Origin of the sequence: Emticicia sp. 17c (genome assembly GCF_037153985.1) — a bacterium.
Lineage (GTDB): Bacteria > Bacteroidota > Bacteroidia > Cytophagales > Spirosomataceae > Emticicia.
This window is the reverse complement of record NZ_JBBAYI010000024.1, coordinates 1-16,735: the sequence shown is the minus strand read 5'-3', so window position 1 is coordinate 16,735 and position 16,735 is coordinate 1. Positions and strand designations below refer to the sequence as shown.

Sequence of the window (16,735 nt, the reverse complement as noted above, 5' to 3'; positions counted from 1 at the left end):
ACAAACTACTTTCGGATTTGGTGCGTTGATGGTTGGGGCTGTCGGCTGTGTCACAATCTCTAAACCCGTTACTGCCGTACTCGCCGGACTGGTACATGAGCCAACCGTACAAGTTGCGGTAATGCTATATGTGCCTACACTTGAAAGTGTTAAGCTCGTTCCGGTGCTGCTGTTAGACCATGTGACAGTTCCCGCGCAGCCGCTTGCCGTAAGGGTGAGCGTACTTGGCGAACAAACCATTTTCGGATTAGGGGCGTTGATGGTTGGGGCTGTCGGCTGCGTTACAATCTCCAAGCCCGTTACCGCCGTACTTGCCGGACTGGTGCATGAACCAACCGTACACGTCGCCGTTATGCTGTATGTGCCTACATTTGAAAGCGTTAAGCTAGTTCCGGTGCTGCTATTCGACCATGTGACGGTTCCCGCGCAACCACTTGCCGTAAGCGTGAGCGTACTTGGCGAACAAACTACTTTCGGATTTGGGGCATTGATGGTTGGGGCTGTCGGCTGTGTCACAATCTCTAAACCCGTTACCGCCGTACTCGCCGGACTGGTACATGAGCCAACCGTACACGTCGCCGTTATGCTGTATGTGCCTACGCTTGATAAAGTTAAGCTCGTTCCGGTGCTGCTATTCGACCATGTGACGGTTCCTGCGCAACCGCTTGCCGTAAGCGTGAGCGTACTTGGCGCGCAAACTACTTTCGGATTAGGGGCGTTGATGGTTGGGGCAGATACCTCATTAATGGTCACACTTGCTGTGGCTGTTACCGCAGGGCATCCGCCGCTGGCAGCAATAGTATAGGTGACGGTATAGGTTCCTGCCGTTGAACTTGCCGGAGTAATTTGTCCTGAACTTCCATTAATTGATAAACCTGTCGGACTTGACGTAAAGGCCCCTCCCGCAGTACCTGTGCGGGTTACGTTTATGGCACTGCCAGTTTTACAGAATGGCCCACCTGCATAATTGATACTAGCTGTTGGCAAAGTTGTAACATTACCCGAAACAGCTATATCCTGAAAAGTAGACCCTGATTCGCAAGTGATGATACCCGAAAGAGACCCCGTAGCAGTCGATTTCAGACGAACATAAATAGTAGTAATGGCTACCGAACCATCTGACGGCGTTAAGGTCAGGCTGGCACTATATGTACCCCCAGACGAAGTAGCAATTTCAAAACCAGTTGGGGCAGTAATGACAAGGTTCTGGCTCAGGCTTGTTGCACTTATGGTAAAACTTTGAGCCGTTGAAGCCGTACCCGAACAACTTGTAAATGTACTGAACTCAGCCGCTACGTTAATAGCAGGCACAGGTGAGTTATCATAGGTAAATGGCACTATATAAGAACACGCTCCGCCGCTCGGTGTTATTTTAGCATAGAGTGTTTGCGAGGTCTGTGGCAAGCCTGAAGGGGTAAAAGTATTAGGTGCGGTAAATGTTCCTGCCGAGGCTGTTGCGTTAGCATCTGTAAAAATACCATTGACGGTTCCATTAAAACTATTCCCATAGCTAAAAATCGGTACAGCATTATTTACTATCAGATAAGAGTTAGTAATATTTGCTATATCTCCAATTAAAGTAGTAAATTTCAGTACTCCACTGTTTGTCACTGTCCCACCATAGAGGCCCAGTTGCGCACCAATATATGTATAGCCCGCATTCTGGAAAATTGAACTACCCGACATATCCAGATTGCCCGTAATTTTGATTACCCCACACGCCTGATTGCTTAAGGTTGTTCCATCAACTATTTCTATTTTGCTGGCATTCAAAATCCCGCTGTTGGTACTACTTACACTTACGCCGCCAAATACAACGCCGTTAGTTGTTCCATTGGCATTAATTGTAGCTCCTGTTTCATTGGTAAGTTTCCCCAGAAGAGCCATATTAATAGCGTTAGAGCCGTTGCAGGTAAGTAACGCCCCTGTTTTATTATTAAATGTTCCGGTAAAATACAACCCATTATTCAGATTACCATTTATTGTCATGGTACCATAATTATTTACTACACCACGGTCGGCTATGGCAAGCGTAGTCTTACTCAGAACCAAAGAACCCGTATTGGTAGCGGTGGTAGTTCCATTGTTTGTGAATGTTGCTCTTGTTTCAATATTGAAACTATTAACAGTATCTGACACACTAATGCTTGCACCTGTATTGGTTGTCAGAAGCGCATCAGACCGCAACACTACTCTCTGGGCAACTGCATTTGTACCCGAATAAACAACAGGGTCGTTGGTAGTGTTGGGTATCACAACCTGATTCGTTAATGTTGGTATACCGTTGGGTGTCCAGTTACAACCATTTGCCCAGTTGTTATTGGCTGTACCCGTCCATGTCATGGTTTCGGTGGCCGTGGCAGCCGCTGAGCTGAGTGTTACATTAGCCGCCACAAAATTACTGTTACAAGTGGCACCTTCGCATCGGACATTGTACGTAGCATTAGCCGTAAGTGCTGGTGTAACAAAAGTTGAACCCGTAAAAAGCAGCGTAGTACTACCTGAGTTATACCATGCCACAGTACCTGTTGCACACGTTGCGGTTAACGAAGCGGTGTTTCCGGCACAAATACTTTTATCAGCCACACCTGTGGGAGCCGCTGGTTTGGTCATAACCGTTACACTGCCCGCCAAACTACGCGAACTCTCGCAAGAGCCATCTTTACAGCTTACATAATAACTGGTGGCTGTGGTAGGTGTATGTATAAATGATGCTCCTGTGCCTATGGCTGTTCCGCCTGTTTGCTGATTATACCATTGCACAGTACCTGTGCTACAAGTAGCCGTAAGGGTAATCGGTGTTTCCGAACAAACGTTAGTAGAGCTAATGCTTGCATTGGTAGGTAATGCAATATTGGTAAGCTCAAATGTGTAAGAATTGGCATTAGTACTACTTACGGTCAGGCTTCCGGTAAAAATACCTGCTGACGACGGACTGAAACGCACATATACCGTTGTGTTGAGTATTTTTCCGCTGCTGGCTGGTATTGAAACACTGCTTCCAAAACCGCTCGATTCGCTTAAAGAAACCTCATAATTGGCAGGAGCACTCACAGAAATATTGCCTTGCAGGTCTTTACCAAAAACTTGCAATGCCTGAGTTGCCGAAGGCGTATTTACTGGCGTGCTAAAGCATGAAAAACTCCCCTGCCCTTGCTCACTGTGTTTTATGCTGCCTGCGCTGTTGCTCCAGAGCATATCGAGCAAGCCATCGTTATCAAAATCACTAAAAACTGCAAAAACATCTGTGCTGGATACTTGCTGTATTGAAGCATAAGTATTTGTAACCAACGTAAAAGTAGTAGAATTGGCAGAAGCCTGTTCATAATGAAAGAACTTACCCACATCAGAGCCCACAATCAAATCGAGCAGCCCGTCACCATCTACATCTGTAATGGTTGGCGCAGCATCTGTTCCTACATCAATACTATTGAAGGTTAGCGTAACCAACGTAAAAGTAAGACTATTGGCACTTTCCTGTTCGTAATGAGCAAGCTGCCCGCCCGATTTACCAATAATCAAATCTAGCAGCCCGTCGCCGTCAAGGTCTGTGAAAACAGGACTTGCCGTAGTACCCACATCAATGCTATTAAAAAAATTACTAACCTGTGTAAATGTAGTGCTGTTTGCAGCATTTTGTTCATAATGAAACAACCTTCCGGTCTCAGCACCAATCAACAAATCCAGCAGCCCGTCGCCATCAAGGTCTGCGAATGCAGGCACCGAATTGTCGCCCACATCAACGCTGTTAAAGGAGCTTGTCTGCAAGCTGAACGTTGTGCTATTGACAGCCGTTTGCTCATAATGAGAAAGCTGACCATTCGAGTTACCCACAAGCAGGTCTGTTAATCCGTCGCCGTCTATGTCTGCCAAGGCAAGGGCTGGGCGTACATTATCCGCTATCGTAATCAAATTGCTTGTTACCAGTTTAGGGGCGAAATCCTGTGCAAAGGCCGATATAATCGGGTGACTCTGACCTGTTCCCTGAATAGTAAACGTATAAGGATTTTCGTCGGTATCGTCATTAGCAATACTTACAGTAGCGGTTTTTAGCCCTATACTAGCAGGGGTAAAAGTAATCTGAAAAGTGGTTGCACCTGTGGTGGCAACCAAAGGGCTGGTTGGTTGGGTAGTAACAGTAAAGTCAGCAGCATTGGCTCCACTAATGGCAACTTTTGGGCTACCACTCAGGTTTAGTGGAATAGTACCTGTATTGGTAATGTTAAATGTCTTTACAGTATTTGTTGCCAGAAACTGAGTACCAAAGTCGGTATTATTGTCGGTAGTTGGTGTAGTATTTCCGTTTATAACCCAATTACTGTTTCCTTTCACACTTATTTTGGGTGCATCGCCATCGATATACCTGACCAGAAAAGCCTCACTACCATCCAAACTGCTAGATACTGACGTAATCTCGTTAGTTCCGGGCGAGCTGGGTGTATTAAAGTTTACCGTTCCTCTATAAATCCCTCCTGCATAAATGTTAGTACCCGATACATGAGTACTATAGTAAGAGACTCGGGCATTGCTGGTCTCGCCACCCGCACGTCTCACCCATTGAAAATTACCAACGTGGTCAAATTTGGCAAGCAGGCCTGTTTGAAATATATTATTAGTGTTAGCCACTTCATTAACCCCCGCAAAACTTGGCGTATTGAAATTAATGGTTTCACCAAAATGAGCACCAAGAAATATCCCCCTTTCATTAGCTGCCAGACTTAGGCCTTCATTTGTTTTGGATGACTCTATATTCGGCCCAGCCCTTTTGGCCCAAACAGCGTCTCCGTTGGTATTGTAGCACGCCAGATAAATATCTCGCGTGGCAGTAACATCCATATTAGTAGTTGCTGTATATAAATTAAGGCTGCCGAAAGTTATAGTTTTAGTATAATAACCCGTAAGGTATAAATTTGAACCATATATCGCTAGTGCATGAGCATCTAGGGTAGCGCTAGGAGCAAAAACTCTTTTTGCCCAGACAACATCTCCGTCTTGCCCATATTTAACCAGGTATGCTGTATTAGCATTATTACCCGAAGCAAGCTGATTCTGACCACCTGAACCAAAGGTAATTGTTCCCTGATACTTTCCGAAAACATATACGGCATCAGATGTTGCTACCATTCCACTAGCACGAGTAGTACCCGTACTACCGCCTGCACCTCTGAACCATTGAAGATTTCCGTCAAGGTCATATTGAGCCAAAACGATGCTCCTGTTATTACCATTTCCGATTACTTCGTTCGAACCCGTTGCACTAGGGTTATTAAAATCGACATTATGATCCCCCCAATATTCACCTGTTACATAAATTTTTGAATCAGTAACTGCAATTGAGGTAAACTCTTCAGATGGGTCTCCGCCACCTGCTCTTCTGGCCCATATAAAGTTTCCGTCGTCATCAAACTTGGCTAAAAGCATATCACCAGCATAAGCCGAAGTTATTGTGTTGCTTGCTGTCGAATACGGCGTATTGAAATTAGCGGTGTCATAGAAAGAACCACATATATACACATAACCATCTTTAACAGCTATTCCTTCGGCACTGTCATTAGCAGTTCCCCCGGCTCTTTTAGCCCAAAGAACAGTACCAGACGAATTGTATTTGACGATAAAAATATCATAATAACTTAAATTATAGCTTGACAGAGTAAATGAGCCGAAAGTAATATTACCTCGAAAACTACCCGCTATATATATATTTCCTTCATCATCGGTAGCCACGCCTTTCACCATAGAAAGTTGTGAGCTAGAAGCCACAGGGCCCTGCCTGATAAAGTCTAGTTGCTGGCCGAAACCTTTGCTTGCAAAGCATAGTGCAAGTAATACTAAAATAAACCTGCTGATAGGGTATTTTAAATGAGAAAGATTTTTCATCTGGTAGATTTTTTTTGGGTTACGATGGTGAAATTTCAAAAAGATGGAGAGAAATTCCGTTACCGGAATCCTCCCCAAATTTTCTCTTTCTACCACGAAAGGTCTTTGTTTCTACGATTACGTATTGTATAAAAATGCTTGGTGCGGCGCCTTGAAACCTTAAAAACTTCGTTGTTTTTCATTCGGATAAGGGCCTTGTCGTTCTCGGAATCATCCATGTAGTCAAGGTTAATTAGTACCGAACGGTTGGGTCTGAAGAACGAGACCTCAGGTAAACGGCGTGCAAGTGTACCTAGTGTAATAGATGACAAAAAGCTGCTGCCGTCTTCGAGGTATATCTGGGTGTAGTTAGTATCAGCTTTTAGTAGTAAAATTGTTTTGGGGTCAACTTTATGCCTTCCAAAATGAATAAGTAATGAATTGTTCATGGTAGAAAATGTATTTTTTTTGAGCTGGGAATGTGGCTCAAAACTATCACAGGATACCCCCACGCTGTTATCTCATTTCGTACTATGTTTAACTCATTTCGGACTTTTTTAGAAAACGGCAGGCTTTTTTACCATAAAAACACTTAATTCGGGCTAAAACAGCCATAAATAGGCCATTTTTTACGCTCAATAAATTTCAATTACGTATACACGCCCTTGCTTCGCTTTCTATTTATATTTGTAACTTAATAAGATTAAATCAGAAGTTTGACCAATCCCTATAAAAGTAATCGCCCTAGCCTTATGCCTTTTTCTGGAACTCTAGTTTACAAATACCTGCTTTTGTCTGGCCTTGTATTGCTACTATTGCCAGTTAGCTCGCAGGGGCAAAAAAGTGTAGACAGTTACCTGAGCCTTGAGGGGCAGGCACGTTTCGACAGCCTCGAAGTAAGGCACGTTCTGACCCGTGAAACCACCGATAGCGTAGTGGCATTTGCCGAAATACAAGCCATAAAAAACTATGCTGCCAAAACCCAAAACTCTCTCCTGAGTTTGTTTGCAGACTATTTAAAAGGAGATTACTACCTAAGCGGCAAACAGAAAAATCGAGACAACGTATACCAGTATTTTGAAAACCTTGACGCTCGGTTAGCTAAGCTACCCGTTACCCCTCTTACCGAAATGTTTCAGGCAAATCTTCAGAGTGAACTGGGTATTGCCGCTTATTACAAACGGGACCAGTCCGACAGAGCCATTACTCATTTTCTTTCTGCCGATTTAATTTATCGGAAAATAGGCTATGAGAAAGTTCTCTTTGCAACTAACAAGTTGGCTAATCTGGGGCAGTATTATTATGACAGGGTAAACGATTACGACAGGGCCTTGCAATACCTGCGGGAGGCCGAAAAATATATCAGTCAGGACCAGATAGATGTTCACCGAGTACTTTTTTGCCGAACTATGGCCAAATGTCTTCTGGAAAAAAAACAGTATGCCGAGGCCATCCGCTACAATAAATTAGGTATAGCACAGATACACCTAAAGAAAGATAGTGTCAGGATAGGTGCTCTTAGTGGTAATATCGGAGAAATTATTTTAAACCATTACCCTAATCCGCTGGAAGCCGAGCCGTATTTTCAGAAAGAACTCTATTACAGGTTACGGTATAATCCAAAGGGAGCCGACGACATTGCCAAAGTTTATGGCAACCTTTGCCTCATTGAAGGGCTGAAATATAACCGCGAAAAGGTAATTGACTATTATAACAAGGCCATACGTGAGTTAGAAGTATATAAAAAAGAAAAAACACCGTACATTATTAATTATGCCCTGAAAGTTATTTATCGTAACCGAATGGTAGCCGATAGCCTTTTGGGCGACTACAAAAGTGCGTTTCATCACCGCGGCTTATATAATCAGGTTACGTCTGACCTGAACAAGCAGGAATTAAAACTCAAGACTACCGAGGCATCGGCCCGGTTTGAGTCTGAAAAATTTAAACTTCAGGCCGACCTCGCCAACGAACAGGCCCGCAACTCACGTGTCTGGATTCTGTTTATTTCACTCTTGCTACTGGTTGTTATTGTTGGGGCATACATGATTTATAATTACCAGCGTCTGAAAAGAAACAAACTGGCTCAACAACTGGCCTTTGAACTTAAAGAAGCCGAGAGGCTCAGCGAGCTGGACACCCTCAAAACCCGCTTTTTTACCAACGTATCGCACGAGTTTCGTACGCCACTTACGCTACTGGTGGGGCCTTTGGCCGATTTAAGGAAGAAATTCCCGAAAGAAGAACTCCTGCAACTAATGGAACGGAATTTAAGCAGGTTACAGATGCTTATCAATCAGTTACTTGATTTGTCGAAACTGGAAGCTGGCAAAATGGAGCCTCAGATACAACAGGCCGATTTGTGGTATTTTCTGAAAAACCTTCTGGCCTCTTTTGAGTCGTTAGGCGACACCAAAACGATTGCTTTTAATTATCCGAAACACCTGCCGCCAACTGTTGCCTGTTTTGATGCCGACAAGACCGAAAAAATTGTTACTAACCTTGTCTCGAATGCGTTTAAGTTTACTCCCGAAAACGGGCAGATTAACGTCGGACTTAATTTTACAGACACCCATTTTACCATAACCGTGCAAGATACAGGCATTGGCATTGAAGCCGAACGCCTGCCGCATATATTTGACCGTTTTTATCAGGTCGATAACAGTAACAGGCGCAACTACGAAGGCACAGGCATTGGGCTGGCCCTTGTAAAAGAACTGGTTGAGGTATTGAAAGGAGAAATAAAGGTCGAAAGCCAGATTGGTAAAGGAAGTACTTTTGAAGTGCGTATTCCGTGCGATAAATCAAGCTGGGAACAATACATTATTAACCAACCTCTCGTAACAAAAGAGCCTACGCCGAGGCTTGTAAATGAGCCACAACAGCCTGCTGCCAATAAAACAACCGATACTGACCTACCCATTTTATTGATTGTTGAAGATAATGCCGACTTACGCGCCTATATCAGTAGCTATTTTGAACAAACCTACCAGATTATAGAAGCCGCCGACGGACAAGAAGGCTACGAAAAAGCCATTGAGGCCGTTCCTGACTTAGTTATCTGTGATTTGATGATGCCCCGACTCGATGGTTTTGAATTTTGTAAACTCATTAAGTCGGATATCCGCACGAACCATATTCCGGTTATTATGCTTACAGCTAAAGCTACGCTGGAAGACCGTCTCGAAGGGCTGGAACTAGGTGCCGACGATTATCTGGCCAAACCATTCAATACAGAAGAGCTACAAATCAGAATACGGAATCTGATAAATATCCGGCAGGTTTTACGCGAAAAATACAGCCAGCAAATTGCAGAGGGCATTGTGGCCACCACCACAAAAGGTGGCTCGGCCGACAACCTGTTTTTACTCAAACTAAGCGATATTATCGAGAAACACCTTTCAGAAAGCAGCTTTAGTGTGGAAGTACTGGCCGATGAAATGAACATGACTTCGGTACAGTTACGGCGCAAGCTAAAGGCCATCACGAATCAGACAGCCATTGAATTTATCAGGAATTACAGGCTCGAGAAAGCGGCTTCCATGCTCCAGAACAAGCAAACAACGGTTTCGGAGGTGGCGTATCTGGTAGGGTTCGAGAGCTTATCTTATTTTTCCAAAGTATTTCAGGAGAAATTCGGTAAACTTGCCTCCGAATGGACATAGGGATAAGCAAGCAGGCTATCATCTGACCAATATTTTTGTTGAGGCATTAACAACGCAGCCTCTTGTATTTTGATATATCTTCTATTACCCAAAGCTAATGACTAAAAAGAAAACCTCTACCCCGATACGGGTTGTAAGACCTAGTTAATGGAAAAATATTTCGGAAAGAGTACCACAGTAATAAAACACCTCTAAAATGAAATTATCTTGTTTGTTATTTTTATTAAACTTAAGTTGTTCCCTGAACAACAATTCAGCTAAGTCAGATAGTACATTGTCGAATAAAAATAATTTATCAGCCAAAGAAACTGCATTTATAGCAGCAGATAGCAGCATTTTCAAAAAGCAAAAAGCTACCTCTTCTGAACTTTTTTTATTAAATGAAGATGGAGTATTAAATATTGATAGTCTGAGTATCAATATTTCTCTTAAAGAAAATGAAAAGGATAAATATGACTTACAGGTTTTTAAAAATGGGAAATCTATTTTCACCGAAAAGGATGTAGAAGGTATATCGAAGATTTTTATTAATGAACAATTATTGATGTTTTCAATTTTCAGCACGTTTACAGAAGACGGCACGAATGAAGGAAAAGCATTTGCCTATGATTGGGTGAAAAATGAAATTCTTATAAATAAGGAAAAATTAACTAATACTTGTAATCCCGTTTTTTTAAATGGAAATTTTTATTTAATCGATAATCTGAGATTAATACAATTGGATAGAAATTTTAATTTTATCAAAGCTACTCCTGTTTATTTTAAAGCAAATTCAGATGATTATCTAGACTTTTTTTTAATTTGTAGTTTAAATACTGAAAAAAAGGAATTGATAATTAATTTTTCACCACAAAAAAGCTCGCTTCCATGTGTCGGATATAAGGGTTATTTAAGTTCATTTGCAAAGAAAATTATACTTTTAAATTAGAGAAGCTGTTAGTATGGAATCCTGAAATATGGTTACAAAAAATGTAATGTTATGAAATAAACAATTACAAACCAGTACATTAAACGTATGTATTGTATAAAAAACTCACTTGAAACTAAACCCAAGTGAGTAGTAAAAATCCTTGACACAGTTTAATTTACAGTCTCGTGTAATAGGTAGCCACTAATTAGGTACTCCATAAATACTTATTCCATATAAATTCTAATAGAGGAATTAAATAATAATCCCTAAATTTGATTCCCTAAAAAAGTACCTCAACGCTTTGCTTTGATTAAGTCTTCTTTTTTTATAGTGCAAGAAAATTCTTCATTAAAGGCAAATACATTGAGTTACTCTTTTTAGTTTGGCATTTTTAATCAATAACCAACCCTATGTCAGTAGACCAGAAAAAACAGTTAGAACAACAACTTTGGGCTGTAGCCAATACCCTACGAGGGAAAATGGACGCAGACGATTATCAGGATTATATTTTAGGCTTTATCTTTTATAAATACCTCTCCGAGAAAATTAAACTATTCGCTAACAAGATTTTAGAAGATTCAGGGGAAACTATTAAGTATGAAAAAATTGACGAAAGTACAGAGGAAGGAAAACAGTATTTAGCCGCTATTAAGGAAGAAGCCATTGAAACATTAGGCTATTTTCTGAAACCAACAGAATTGTTTAGTTATATAGCTGAAAAAGGAAGCCCTTTAACTGAAGATGAAAACGGTGAAGAGAACGAAGAAGAGCAAACAGAACAGTTTATATTAGAAGACCTGACTAAGATTTTTCGTAACATTGAGCAAAGTACATCAGGGACTGATTCAGAAGACGATTTTAATAACCTTTTTGAAGATGTTGACCTTACCTCTACCAAACTGGGTAGAACCGTAAAAGCAAAAAATAAGTTGATAGCCAAAGTTTTGCAGCACTTAAACAAAATAGACTTTGAACTACAAAATGTTGAGGCTGATGTGTTGGGAGATGCTTATGAATACCTGATAGCACAATTTGCTAGTGGAGCAGGTAAAAAAGCAGGAGAGTTTTATACACCTCAACAAGTATCAAAAGTTTTAGCTAAGATAGTAACCACAGGTAAAACCAAACTCCGTTCAGTATATGACCCTACCTGTGGCTCAGGCTCATTGCTTTTGAGGGTTGCAAAAGAGGTACAAGACGTAGCCCATTTTTACGGGCAGGAACTCAACCGCACCCCCTATAACTTGGCACGTATGAATATGATTTTGCATGATGTGCATTATTCCAAGTTTGACATCAAGCACGCTGATACGCTCGAAAACCCACAACATTTAGGATTAGAAGCTGAGGCAGTTGTGGCAAATCCACCTTTTTCAGCGCAATGGTCAGCAAGTGCTATGTTTTTGACAGACCAACGCTTTAGCCAGTACAGTAAATTAGCACCAAGTAGTAAAGCAGACTTTGCATTCATTCAACATATGATTCACCACCTAGCCGATAATGGCATAATGGCAGTAGTAATGCCTCACGGGGTTTTATTCAGAGGAGGGGCAGAAGGACATATTCGTCAATATTTAATAGAAAACCCAAATACTAATTATCTTGATGCAGTGATTGGCTTACCTGCTAATATCTTTTATGGTACAGGTATACCAACCAGTATTTTAGTTTTTAAAAAATGCCGTGAAAATCCTAATAATATATTATTCATTGATGCAAGTCAGGGATTTGAAAAGATAAAGAATCAGAATTTTTTAAGAGATGAAGATGTAGAAAAAATTGTATCTACCTATCAGGAGCGCAAAGCAGAAGAAAAATATAGTTATATAGCCCCAATTAGTGAGATAATAAGTAATGATTTCAATCTGAATATCCCACGTTATGTAGATACTTTTGAGGCAGAAGAAAGTATTGACCTAAATAGTATTGCGCAACAATTAAAGGCTTTAGACGCAAACATGGCAGAAACAGATAAAATTATTGCTAAGTTTTGTAAAGAACTAAACATTGAAACCCCGTTTTGAGCTATGACTAAATTACAACCAAAATTACGGTTTCCTGAGTTCACTATAAATTGGGAAGAAAAGAAATTAAAAGAAATAGGCCGTTTTATTGGTGGAGGTACACCTTCAACAAAAAAATTGGATTTTTGGAAAGGTAATATACCTTGGATATCAAGTTCTGATTTGTCAGATGAAAGTATATATAAAATAAATATTTCAAGGTATATAACAAATGAGGCTATATTACAATCAGCAACAAAACTTATACCCAAAAACAGTATTCTAATAGTGTCAAGAGTAGGTGTTGGAAAGGTTGTTATTAATACTATTGAACTTTGCACAAGCCAAGATTTCACGAATCTGACCCCTTATTATGATAATTATCTATTTATCGCTTATTTAATAAAGGTAAAAACAAACAAATTATTAGATTTTAATCAAGGAACATCAATTAAAGGGTTTGTTAAAAGTGATTTAGAAGATTTATTAATCGCCATTCCTACTCTTCATGAGCAAACCAAAATAGCCAATTTCTTAACTGCTATTGATGAAAGATTACAAGCCTTACACCAAAAGAAGAGCCTTTTAGAACAATACAAAAAAGGAGTAATGCAACAAATCTTTAACCAAGAGTTAAGATTTAAGCAAGAGGATGGCTCTGATTTCCCTGATTGGGAGGAGAAGAAATTTGATGAGATTTTTGAGCCTATCCCTTCGAAAAAATTTCAAATACAATCTAATGAGATTAAAGATTATGGAAAGTACGAAGTCGTTGACCAAGGAAAGAAAATGATTGCTGGATATTCTGATAAAGAAAATTCGTTATTTAGGAATATACCAGTAATACTATTTGGAGACCATACAACAGTATTAAAATATATTGATTTTGAATTTATTGTTGGAGCAGATGGAACTAAGCTATTAAAAAACAAATCTGGAAATCTTAAATACCTTTATTATAACTTATTATTCAATAATGTTGAACAAGAAGGGTATAAACGACATTTTACAATACTATCAGAAAAGTATTTACAAATCCCATCTCCTCCAGAGCAACAAAAAATAGCCAATTTCCTAACAATAATCGATGAAAAAATAAATAAAGTAACCCAACAAATAGAATTAACTCAAACCTATAAAAAAGGACTTTTGCAACAGATGTTTTGTTAAAACACTATACCTATGACCCAATCAGAATTAGAACTTGAAAAAAAACTAATTGAGGCTTTAGTAAAGATAGGTTATCAATTTGTGACTATAAAAGACGAAAACGCGTTGATTGCTAATCTAAAGCAACAACTCGAAAAACATAATCATGTACAACTAACCGACCGTGAATTTACACAGGTATTAAACCACCTGAACAAAGGGAATATCTGGGATAGAGCCAAGATACTACGAGATAGAATGCACCTGACTAAAGAAGACGGCACAAGTGTCTATCTCCAGTTTATGAATATGGATTTCTGGTGTCAGAACGAATATCAGGTAACCAATCAGATAACCATTGAAGGGTCTTATAAAAACCGTTATGATGTAACTATCTTAATCAATGGCTTACCATTGGCTCAAATAGAATTAAAACGTAGGGGTTTAGAACTAAAAGAGGCTTTTAACCAGACAAACCGCTATCAACGCCATTCGTATAGTGCTAATCATGGCTTATTTCAATACGTTCAGCTATTTGTCATTTCAAACGGAGTCAATACCAAATATTATAGTAATAATGCCCGTCAGAGTTTTAAGCAAACTTTTTATTGGTCGGATAAATCAAATAAACTCATAACCGATTTATTTGCCTTTACAGATGCCTTTTTAGAGAAATGCCACCTGTCAAAAATGATAGCGCGCTACATTGTTCTATCCGAGAAAAACAATACCCTCATGGTACTGCGCCCTTATCAATACTATGCCGTCGAAGCCATAGTTGAGCGGGTAAGAACCAACCCTAAAAACGGCTATATATGGCATACAACAGGTTCGGGCAAAACGCTGACTTCATTTAAAGCCAGCCAGATTTTAACCAATATACCAGGCATTCATAAGGTAGTTTTTGTAGTTGACCGCAAAGATTTAGATTATCAGACCACCAAAGAATTTAACAGTTTTTCGGAGGGCAGTGTAGACGGCACAGATAACACACAGAAACTCGTCGGCCAATTTGCAGATGATACCAAACTAATCGTTACAACCATTCAGAAGCTCAATACAGCCATTTCAAAGCAAAAGTATTTAAGCCGGATGGAAAAACTGAAAGACAAAAAGATTGTCTTTATTTTCGACGAATGCCACCGTACCCAATTTGGAGAAACCCATAAAAGAATCAAAAAATTCTTTACTAATAATCAGATGTTCGGCTTTACAGGAACGCCAATATTTGAAAAAAATGCTTTATCGGTAGCAGGTAGAAAACGCACAACAAAAGAGCTTTTTGATGAGCGTCTACATCAATATGTGATAACTGATGCCATTAAAGACGATAATGTTTTAAAGTTTTCGGTTGAATATGTAGGTAGATACAAACAGAAAAATAGTGAGAATGAAATAGATATTGATGTAGAGGGAATAGACACTAAAGAGTTGGTAGAATCTCCTCAACGCATTGATAAAATAGCTGATTATATCATTGCACACCATAGCCGTAAAACCCATAATAAAGCCTTTACAGCTATGTTTTGTGTAAGTAGTATTGATACGCTAACCAAGTATTACGAAAACTTTGCTCAGAAAAAATTAGAAGGTAAACATAATTTAAGCATTGCCACTATCTTTAGCTTTAGAGCTAATGAAGATGATAAAGATGCCAATGGTTTATTAGAGGTTGATATATTAGATGATAATGCACCAATAAACAGCCATAGCAGAGATAAACTTGAAAGCTATATAGCTGATTATAATAAAATGTTTGGTACTAATCACTCAACCAAAGATAGCCAAGCATTTTACAATTATTACAATGAAATATCAATGCGGGTTCGCAAGAAAGAAATTGATGTTTTATTGGTAGTAAATATGTTTTTAACAGGTTTTGACAGTCCTTTACTCAATACTTTATACGTAGACAAAAATTTACAGTATCATGGCTTAGTTCAGGCATTTTCAAGAACCAATAGGATTTTAGACGAGAAGAAATCACACGGTAATATTGTGTGTTTCAGAAACCTGAAAAAAGCGACTGATGATGCCATTGCATTATTTTCCGATAAGAACGCAAAAGAAGATATTATCTTAAAACCTTATGTTGATTACGTAGCTAAATTCAATGCCGTCTATGCCGAACTATTGGCTATTGTACCAACAATAGATAGTGTAAATGATTTACCGACTGAAGTTGAGCAATTTGCATTTATTCAGAAATTCAGAGAGTTGATAAGAATAAAGAATGTACTAAATACATTTGCCGACTTTAAAGACGAAGATTTACAAATACCTCCGCAAGATTTTGAAGATTATCAAAGTAAATATCTTGACCTGCATGACCAAGTAAAAAGCAATACTCAAAAAGAAAAGGTTTCAATATTAGACGATGTTGATTTTGAGTTAGAATTAATCCACCGTGACGAAATAAATGTTGCTTATATCCTACGCTTATTATCCAACTACAAACAAGCAACCCAAGCAGAGCAAGATAAGAAACGTAAAGAGATTACAGAGTTATTAGAAACACAAATACAGCTTCGTAGCAAGCGTCAGTTAATCGAGAAATTCATTAACGAGAATTTCCCCTATATTGAAGATAGCGACGCAATAGAAGCCGAATTTGATGCCTTCTGGAACATAGAAACAGACAAAGCCCTTAATACCCTAAGCGAAGAAGAAAGTCTTGATAGTAACAAATTAAAAGAAGCTATCAACGAATTTCTATTCTCCCAACGCTTACCAATGACCAAAGAAATAGACAATATGCTCATCGTAAAACCTAAACTTTTACAAAGAACAACTGTATTTACAAGGATTAAAGATAAGATAAAAGCGTTTATTGAGACTTTTGTTGAGGGGGTGTGATCGAAATACAAATATTTATTTACTCCGATTAATAATTTAAAGAGTATTTGTAAACTTACATTTTAATATTAATATTGTATATAAAATACTATTCAATAGTCTCTTAAAGTAAAACGCTATATTCTTATATTAATGGAAAATGGATTTAGAATAAAAATTAATTCCGATTCTAAAGGGACAAAGGTTTCATTAGATAATATAACAATTGAGGCTGCAGAGGCATTAAAAATTTTGGTAATCCTAATAATGTAATGCTTTTATTTCAAGATTGTAATTGCAAATAAAATACTTTATTG

At 39.1% G+C, this 16,735-nt stretch carries 7 protein-coding genes; 5 read left to right on the top strand and 2 right to left on the bottom strand.

The window, feature by feature from the left end; translation table 11 throughout:
* Both WAA15_RS23790 and WAA15_RS23785 read right to left on the bottom strand, forming a co-directional pair.
* Positions 1-5,877: FG-GAP-like repeat-containing protein (locus WAA15_RS23790; protein WP_337045356.1), on the bottom strand; the 5,877-nt coding region annotated here is incomplete at its 3' end.
* Between the two features lie 89 nt (positions 5,878-5,966).
* Positions 5,967-6,305 (bottom strand): LytR/AlgR family response regulator transcription factor, encoded by a 339-nt coding sequence (locus tag WAA15_RS23785; protein ID WP_337045355.1) that lies wholly within the window; start codon positions 6,303-6,305, stop codon positions 5,967-5,969.
* 303 nt (positions 6,306-6,608) lie between these two features.
* On the opposite strand from WAA15_RS23785, the gene WAA15_RS23780 reads away from it, so the two are divergent.
* From WAA15_RS23780 to WAA15_RS23760, 5 genes are all read left to right on the top strand, one after another.
* Entirely contained in the window at positions 6,609-9,521 is a 2,913-nt protein-coding gene (locus WAA15_RS23780) for an ATP-binding protein (protein ID WP_337045354.1), read from the top strand.
* A gap of 196 nt (positions 9,522-9,717) precedes the next feature.
* Entirely contained in the window at positions 9,718-10,449 is a 732-nt protein-coding gene (locus tag WAA15_RS23775; RefSeq protein ID WP_337045353.1) for a hypothetical protein, read from the top strand.
* Between the two features lie 392 nt (positions 10,450-10,841).
* On the top strand, positions 10,842-12,455 hold the full coding sequence (locus WAA15_RS23770) for a type I restriction-modification system subunit M (protein ID WP_337045352.1): 1,614 nt from the start codon (positions 10,842-10,844) through the stop codon (positions 12,453-12,455).
* 3 nt (positions 12,456-12,458) lie between these two features.
* A complete protein-coding gene (locus WAA15_RS23765; RefSeq protein WP_337045351.1) occupies positions 12,459-13,604 on the top strand; it encodes a restriction endonuclease subunit S in 1,146 nt (381 codons plus the stop codon).
* A 12-nt stretch (positions 13,605-13,616) separates the two neighbouring features.
* The gene (locus WAA15_RS23760; protein ID WP_337045350.1) at positions 13,617-16,439 is read left to right on the top strand and encodes a type I restriction endonuclease subunit R; all 2,823 of its coding nucleotides are present in this window, start codon (positions 13,617-13,619) and stop codon (positions 16,437-16,439) included.
* Positions 16,440-16,735: the final 296 nt, after the last annotated feature.